The organism is Microcystis sp., assembly GCF_048564745.1.
Taxonomy (GTDB): Bacteria; Cyanobacteriota; Cyanobacteriia; order Cyanobacteriales; family Microcystaceae; genus Microcystis; species Microcystis ichthyoblabe_A.
In genome coordinates, this window is the sequence record NZ_JBLZRT010000211.1 from 1 (window position 1) to 7,700 (window position 7,700).

At 44.1% G+C, this 7,700-nt stretch carries 12 protein-coding genes; 11 read left to right on the forward strand and 1 reads right to left on the reverse strand.

Annotated features, from left to right (window positions below; genetic code table 11):
- Positions 1-267: 267 nt before the first annotated feature.
- The 9 genes from ACOCD9_RS21265 (at position 268) to ACOCD9_RS21305 (ending at position 5,963) form a co-directional block, all read left to right on the forward strand.
- Entirely contained in the window at positions 268-405 is a 138-nt protein-coding gene (locus ACOCD9_RS21265) for a hypothetical protein (RefSeq protein WP_287704038.1), read from the forward strand.
- A 333-nt stretch (positions 406-738) separates the two neighbouring features.
- Entirely contained in the window at positions 739-1,167 is a 429-nt protein-coding gene (locus ACOCD9_RS21270; RefSeq protein ID WP_419548376.1) for a type II toxin-antitoxin system VapC family toxin, read from the forward strand.
- 271 nt (positions 1,168-1,438) lie between these two features.
- Entirely contained in the window at positions 1,439-1,714 is a 276-nt protein-coding gene (locus tag ACOCD9_RS21275; RefSeq protein WP_002739245.1) for a hypothetical protein, read from the forward strand.
- A gap of 11 nt (positions 1,715-1,725) precedes the next feature.
- A complete protein-coding gene (locus tag ACOCD9_RS21280) occupies positions 1,726-2,064 on the forward strand; it encodes a clan AA aspartic protease (protein WP_287704012.1) in 339 nt (112 codons plus the stop codon).
- A gap of 102 nt (positions 2,065-2,166) precedes the next feature.
- Positions 2,167-2,967, forward strand: a complete 801-nt coding sequence (cobA, locus tag ACOCD9_RS21285; protein WP_287704014.1) for a uroporphyrinogen-III C-methyltransferase — start codon at positions 2,167-2,169, stop codon at positions 2,965-2,967.
- Between the two features lie 10 nt (positions 2,968-2,977).
- A complete protein-coding gene (locus ACOCD9_RS21290) occupies positions 2,978-3,397 on the forward strand; it encodes a secondary thiamine-phosphate synthase enzyme YjbQ (protein ID WP_045362918.1) in 420 nt (139 codons plus the stop codon).
- A 132-nt stretch (positions 3,398-3,529) separates the two neighbouring features.
- Complete coding sequence (locus ACOCD9_RS21295; RefSeq protein WP_002748906.1) at positions 3,530-4,024, forward strand: photosystem I reaction center subunit III; 495 nt, start codon at positions 3,530-3,532, stop codon at positions 4,022-4,024.
- 45 nt (positions 4,025-4,069) lie between these two features.
- Positions 4,070-4,198: a photosystem I reaction center subunit IX gene (gene psaJ, locus ACOCD9_RS21300; protein ID WP_002738148.1), complete on the forward strand. Its 129-nt coding sequence runs from the start codon at positions 4,070-4,072 to the stop codon at positions 4,196-4,198.
- Positions 4,199-4,364: 166 nt separating this feature from the next.
- Positions 4,365-5,963, forward strand: coding sequence for a peptide ligase PGM1-related protein (locus ACOCD9_RS21305; RefSeq protein ID WP_287704033.1), 1,599 nt, complete (start codon positions 4,365-4,367; stop codon positions 5,961-5,963).
- Positions 5,964-6,094: 131 nt separating this feature from the next.
- Here the strand turns inward: ACOCD9_RS21305 and sipA are convergent, their stop codons facing one another.
- Positions 6,095-6,307, reverse strand: coding sequence for a regulatory protein SipA (sipA, locus tag ACOCD9_RS21310; protein ID WP_287704016.1), 213 nt, complete (start codon positions 6,305-6,307; stop codon positions 6,095-6,097).
- 431 nt (positions 6,308-6,738) lie between these two features.
- Between sipA and ACOCD9_RS21315 the strand changes: the two genes are divergently transcribed.
- Both ACOCD9_RS21315 and ACOCD9_RS21320 read left to right on the forward strand, forming a co-directional pair.
- Positions 6,739-7,185: a PEP-CTERM sorting domain-containing protein gene (locus ACOCD9_RS21315; protein WP_419548377.1), complete on the forward strand. Its 447-nt coding sequence runs from the start codon at positions 6,739-6,741 to the stop codon at positions 7,183-7,185.
- A 175-nt stretch (positions 7,186-7,360) separates the two neighbouring features.
- A complete protein-coding gene (locus ACOCD9_RS21320; RefSeq protein WP_419548378.1) occupies positions 7,361-7,612 on the forward strand; it encodes a UPF0175 family protein in 252 nt (83 codons plus the stop codon).
- Positions 7,613-7,700 lie beyond the last annotated feature (88 nt).

Here is a 7,700-nt window from a genome sequence, read left to right on the forward strand (position 1 = left end):
GGAAGAAAATCAAATTACCGACGCTTTAACTTCAGATGTTCATTTTATTCAAGCAGGTTTTCAAGCTTTACTACGATAATTAATTAGCGATCACCATTTAGTTAAAGATATAATTTTACGGCAAGCGCGAAGATGAAAGGACTTTCTAGGCCGATAATTTCTCGATTCTAACCGATCGAAGCCCGGAAGGTGTAGGCGAACCGAAAACCCTCTCCATTAAGGACCCGTGTTAAAATCGTTAATCATGCTATTTTCTAGAAGCGACCTATGCCGAACTTAACCTTAAGCAATGAACAAGTTATCGACTTATTCAAACAACTCCCCGAAGACCAGAAACGGGAAGTTTATAAAATTCTCATTCTCAGTGCGATCGCCGATCTTGTAGGGTGCGTTAATGAAATGTAACGCACCTTATTTTTGCTTATGTAGAGAGTAATTTGAATACGATGACAATTTTTTAGCTAGACTAGAACAAATTATTGCGCTATGCAATTAAATTATACCTTTCAATCTAGGAGCAGCCATGCTAGACACAGCAACTCTTGAACGACGCTTGATAACCCTTGAACAAGTAGTTTTTGATCTTCAGCATAAACTTGAAAGTAAGCCTAGCTCTGACAATTGGCTCGAAGGACTAATAGGTTCAATCTCCGATGACTCAGCTTTTCTGGAAGCTCTAGAATATGGACGCGCATTTCGGCAGTCTGACAAACCTATTGATGACACTGGCAAATAATTGTGAAATATTGGCTCGATACCGATCACATCAGTTTTCTACAGCGCCGTTCTAGTTTAGAGTTTAGCCGATTAATTTTGCGGATGTCACAATATTCGATCGCAGACTTTGCTTTGTCGGTTATTAGTTTCCATGAACAAGTAATTGGCGCTCACAGTTTCATCAATCGCGCTCAGACGAATACCGATTTGGCTCGTGGATATGCGCTGCTGATAGAAACTCTCAATGGTTTTGCAAAGGCTCCAGTTTTGCCTTTTGATGCTGAAGCGATCAAAATATTTGATGAGATGAGGAGGCAAAAGGTTTGCGTGGCGACAATGGATTTGAGAATTGCAGTGATCGCTATTGCCAACAATTTATTGTTGCTTACCCGAAATACTGGCGATTTCAGCAAAGTTCCGAACTTAATAACCCAAGATTGGACAGTGTAGCGCAGAAAGCGCGATGCCGAAGGCACTGCGTAGCAGTACGCCATCGTCCCAGGGTGCGTTCCCTAATGCAACTTCTACCGCTCCAGTGATCGATTTTTGGGGAACGCACCATGCAGATTTATTGAAGCTGTGGGTTTAAGTGCAATGCCGAAGGCACTGGGTAGCAGCCAATCTTGTAGAGACTTAGTAGGATGGCATTAGCTCATCCTACAGACCTGTGAGATATTATAGAGAAGTCTCCAGAAGTCAAATCGCAATCGGGAGTTAGCATATGCAAGCTATCCTTTTAAGTCGTGAAGAAGTTGCTCAACGTGCAGAGAAACTGTACGAAAGCAGAATCCGCCAAGAGGTGGAAGTTGAGGAAAACATTGGCAAGATGGTCATCATTGACATTGAAACAGGTGACTACAAAGTTGATGAAAATGGCTTACACGCTGCTGACTTATTGAGCGAGAAACACCCCCATGCTCGGCTCTTTGGGATCAAAATTGGCTACAACGTTGCTGCCGCTTTTGGTGGGGGTGTTATGGAACGTGTAGTTAAGTGATTTCAGGTATTGTGGCTAATGGACACCCGATCATCACTATCCCATTTCGGATTCCAAATCGCGCTGACTTTCCGATTGAGTTTGTAGTAGATACAGGATTTACAGATGAGCTTTGTTTACCATCGGAGGCAGTAGCATTACTGAATCTTCCTTTCAGGTACGATGTGCGGGCGAATTTAGCAGACAACAGCCAAGTAATGCTGCCCCTTCACAAAGCAATTATTATCTGGAATGGTGAGGAGCGAGAAACTCGTGTATTTGCAACAGGGCGGCGACCCCTGTCAGAGCGATCGCTAGATAAAAGGTTAAGTAATGTTAAAATTATAATTCTTCATGAAGAAAGGGCATGATCGCCGAGTAACTGTAGCTAAAAATACCAAATTTTGCCCCAGTCACAATACATTAGGGATCAAGCGTATTCGATCGAAGCAAGAATTCTCTCCCCAGTATCTATGAATCAATCAGAAAGTTGCGGTAAGGTCTATCTCGTTGGTGCGGGTCCCGGAGATCCCGGTTTGTTGACCTTGAAAGCGAAAGTTCTCTTAGAAAATGCCGATGTTGTCCTCTATGATGCCCTAGTTAGCCCCTCGATTCTGACCATGATTAACCCCTGGGCCGAACAAATCCATGGGGGTAAGCGTCGCGGTCGTCATTCTCTGGTACAGGAGGAAATCACCGCTTTACTGATCGATAAGGCCCGGACTAATGCCGTGGTTGTTCGTCTCAAGGGAGGTGATCCCTTTGTTTTCGGTCGCGGGGGTGAAGAAATGCTCGATCTGATCACGGCCGGAATTAGCGTCGAGATCGTGCCGGGGATCACTTCAGGAATTGCCGTGCCTGCCTACGCCGGTATTCCCCTCACCCATCGCGATTATAGTTCTTCCGTTACCTTCGTCACCGGCCACGAGATGGCGGGTAAATATCGTCCTCAAGTTAACTGGTCAGCGATCGCCCATGGTGCGGAAACAATTGTTGTTTACATGGGTGTGCATAATTTACCCTATATTATCGGCGAGTTAACCAAGGCCGGCAGAAGTCCAGAAACACCGATCGCCCTAATTCGCTGGGGAACAACACCCCAACAACAGCAGTTAATCGGTACTTTCAGCACGATTATGGACAAGATCGAAGCCACCGGCTTTGAAGCCCCTGCGATCGCTGTTATCGGGGCAGTGGTGAACCTTCACGATCTCTTGCAAGCGGGACAACCTTTGCTCTCCAGGACAATCCCCCCCACCCCCATTTCTCCCTGATTCGGTTGCCATGCGTCAATATCAAAAATCCCTGACGATTACCACCAGTCCCAAGAATTTCCATCGTCTCACTGCCCCCATAGAGGCGATCGTGGCTGAATCGGGCATAACGACGGGATTATGCAGTGTCTTTGTCTGTCACACCTCCGCTTCTTTGCTGATCCAAGAAAATGCCGATCCCGATGTTCTCACCGATTTAGCCAATTTCTTCGCCAAGTTAGTGCCGGAAGATAGCAGTCTCTACTATCACTCTACCGAAGGGCCAGACGATATGCCCGCTCACATTCGCTCGGTCCTAACCCGGACATCGGAACAAATCCCGATCGCTAGGGGTAAATTAGTTTTAGGCATCTGGCAAGGTATCTATCTCTGGGAACACCGTCAGAGTCGTCACCAAAGGCAAGTGGTGGTTCATATCACCGGGGTCTGAAGCGTTGCGTATAGTTTTGTAATAGAAACTTTACTCGTACCCCTCATCGGAGTAAGATTTTTTCCGTGTACGATCAAATTGTTCGCTTTTTGAACAAAGAACTTCATATTTCGTAACAAAAGGAAACAATTTATGCGAAAATTGTTCGCTCTGGCCCTGGTGCTATCTCTCTGGTTCACCTTTGCCGCTCCAGCGTCGGCTGATTTGTCCAATCTGACCCCTTGTAGCGAAAATCCCGCTTTCCTACAAAAAGCGAAGAGTTTCCGCAACACCACTCCTGACCCCGAATCGGGAGCCAAACGCGCTCAAACCTACTCCCAAGCTCTCTGTGGACCCGAAGGCTATCCGCACCTAATTGTTGATGGTCGTTGGGATCACATGGGCGATTTCTTTATCCCTAGCATCCTATTCCTGTACATTACCGGTTGGATCGGTTGGGTTGGTCGGGCCTATTTAATCGCCGTGCGCGACAGCAAAGATGCCGAAATGAAGGAAATCATCATCGATGTTCCCCTCGCTTTGAGCAAAATGTTAACGGGGTTCCTCTGGCCGTTGGCGGCTTTACAAGAAGCCACTTCCGGTAAATTAACCGTTAAGGATTCGGAAATTACTGTTTCCCCTCGTTAATTTTTGTGTCAAACCCTTGACTTTTTATTCCCTAGGAGAACTCAGATGGAAGGACTTACTAAATTTCTCTCGTCCGCACCCGTGTTAATTATGGCGCTGCTGACTTTCACCGCCGGGATTTTAATCGAATTTAATCGCTTTTATCCCGATCTCTTATTCCACCCGCTAGGTTAAAGCCAATCTCAGGTGATTAAAGGGGATACAGAGTCCACTGTATCCCTTTTTAAGGGCAACGATCGGAGGGACTGGGGGAATATTAAGAAAAGAAAGGCACTGGAGACGACAGGCTCTAAAAATCGATAAGATACAGGTGTCTGCAACCACAGAGGTGGGACAAACCATGCTGTTAGATAAAGATTTGATGCTAGGAAAGCGTCTGCGGTATCAAGAATTACAAGAAAAATTAAAAGAGATTTGGCAGGGAGAAAACGTTCCCGAATCCGATGAATGCGATTATGATATCCTAGTTGTCCCTTCTTTTAGTATCGATCAGAGAGTCGGTCAAAAAGTGGCGGGTTTTTTACATTACGAAGAAAGATTATTATTTTCTCTGATTCGGTTGCGACATCCGAAAACTCGTTTAATCTATGTAACAGCGCAGCCACTTTCGCGGATGGTGATTGATTATTACCTGCAATTGTTGCCTGGGATTCCTTTTTCCCATGCTAATAACCGTCTTTTATTACTGACAACTCATGATAACTCTTTTCAACCTTTAACCCAAAAAATTCTGGACAGACCGCGCTTAGTAGCAAGAATCCGGCAAGCGTTGCGTCGAGATCGTGCCTACATGGTTTGTTTTAATTCTACTAATTTAGAGCGAGAATTGTCTTTACAATTAGATATTCCTTTATTTGCCTGTAGTCCAGACTTATTGTATTGGGGTTCTAAAAGTGGCAGTCGCGAGATTTTTGGTCAAGGCAATATTCCCCATCCTGACGGTAGTTTACAGGTAAATACGGTCAAGGATTTGTTATACGAAGCCGCTAGTTTGTGGTCTCGTCAACCGCAATTAAAACGCATGGTAGTGAAGTTAAATGAGGGGTTATCGGGAGAAGGAAATGCGGTTTTAGATTTACGTCCTTTAGGGGGAATTGTTGATAGTAACAGCCTAGATTTAAGCGAGAAAATGAATCTCTTGGCCAAACAATTAGAGAAAATGAGTTTTCAAGCAAGGGATGAAAATTGGGACAGTTTTTCTGGCAGAATTGCTGAATTAGGGGCAATTGTCGAAGCTTTTATTGAAGGAGAAGAAAAGCGATCGCCGAGTGTGCAAGGTTATATTACACCCACGGGAGAAGTGAATATTATTTCCACTCACGATCAAATTTTAGGCGGTCCCGATGGTCAAATTTATCTAGGTTGTCATTTTCCTGCCGATGAAAATTATCGCCTACAATTACAGGAATTAGGCCTAAAAATAGGGGAAATTCTGGCAGCCAAGGGGGCAATTGAACGCTATGGAGTTGATTTCGTCGCCGTGAAAAATCCAGAAACTTTAGTCTGGGATTTACAGGCGATCGAAATTAATCTGCGAAAAGGAGGAACCACCCATCCTTTTATGACTTTAAAGCTTTTAACTAATGGTAAATACGATCGAGAAACCGGATTATTTTTCAGTCAACCTCACCAGGAAAAATACTATATTGCCTCCGATAATCTCCACAAACCCCAATACAAAGGTTTACTTCCCGATGATTTAATGGATATTATTGCTAAACATCACTTGCATTTTGATAGTAGCAGTAAAACAGGAACAGTTTTTCATCTCATGGGTGCGCTGTCAGAATTTGGTAAATTAGGCTTAACTTGTATCGGCAATTCTAGTGAGGAAGCTGCGGCAATTTATCAGCGTGTGGAACAGGTGTTAGATTGGGAAACAGAGCATAGTTCCATAAATTTAGGTTATTGTTCTGGATTACCGATCACTTGGATATAACTAGACTGATTTACTGGGTATAATTTTTTGTTTCAGAGATTTAATTATCCAAGCAGGCAGTTCCTGGCAGCCAATGACCGATAGTTTTACCTTGGTTAAAAGTTGTCTTGACTGCGATGCACTTAACGGGTTTAAATAGCTTCTAAATATTTGCTATCGAGCAGAAATGAGCCTCGATCGAATTTTACACCCCAATAACCCCCCGGCCGGCGATCAATCACCGTGCCTATATCGTCAATATTGAGCAGATCCGGCGGCCGTAACATAGGCATGGGATCGGCGGTTTTCAGGTAAGGGGGAATGGCAATCAGACGGACTTTTCCCCCGATGCTAATTTCACTCATGGTACTGACTAGATGCGATCGTGATAATTTTCCAAGTTAGCATATTTCAAATCATTCTCAAGATAGATTCCCTAGAAAATAGGTATTCTGTAGGCTGTTGCCATCCGCCTTTGGCGTTGGGTTGGGCTGTTGCCTGACCTAGCTGGGAGGGGATAACCGCACTATTGAGAAGAAAAAAAATGAAAAACAGCATCTCAGCCGCGATTCTTGGAGCGGCTGTAACCACTGCACTAATCGGACTATCTACAAGTCCTGCTCAGGCTGCTCAACTTAGCTTCAAGTTCGACTTTTTAACTTCGGACGGTGATTTATTTAAACTGAATCTGACTACGGAGGACACGCTTACAACAAAAAACGCCCCTTCTTAGACTGATCCAACCAGTGGTTTAACTTCTCCAGCTTATACCTTTACAGGCTACAAAATCCTTGGCGTGACGGGAACAGAGACTGACCTAGGCGGCATCACTAACCCTATTACTGCAATACTTCCCGAATATACCAATATTGCCGCGGCGGGAGACGAGATTCCCCACTCGAAGACGGATAACCTTTACAATCCCAATGGTGGCTTTGCTCCGGGAGTGCTTCCAGCAGGGTATAAAGCTGGTAACTTTTCTTTTGGAGGTCTAGCTTTCCATGTAGGGGGTACTGTAAATGAAGATTATCAAGTATTCACCCGGCCGGATTTTGGTAGCACCTTCAAGCGGCCGGGGCCAGGCTATGACTATGGCGGTTGCCCCGGTAGCTGCAAAGGGGCTATACAAGTTCCTGAACCCTCCTCAACTGCTGGACTTTTAGCTATTGGCTCCTTTGGTGCATTAGGCGCAGGTTCAACCCTGAAACGCAAACTAAAATCCTCTAAATCCGACAAAAACTAAACCACAAAAGTAGGCTAAATTGCTTACAAAATACGATAAATGCCCCTTCATTCAGTCGTTTGAGGGGGTTTATTTTTTGTCCATGTTTCTATTCATTAAATTTTATTAATAAATCGATCACAAGTATTTTTTTGTGATAGAATAGGGGCGTTTCATGCAAATATCATAAATTCTAATGACTATTGTGATTCCCAACGAAATTATACAAGCAACAGGAAAAAACGAGCAACTGTTGCAACTAGAACTGGCAATCATTATGTTTAGAGACTATCATATCAGTAGCGCAAAAGCGGCTGATTTTGCCAACTTATCTTTAATTGAATTTCGTCAAGAAGTCGCCAAGAGGAATATTTGTGGGCTCTACCGAACCTGTCATGCAAAACTATCAACAACTCATGCTTGTAAAGCTTGTACAATAGGGCTTTGAGTTTTTGTTAGATTGATATTTATCAACTTTAGAGCATTGCTGGACAGAGAGGGAGCTTGGGGAATTTTCTACAGTGTAAGTTCGGAAG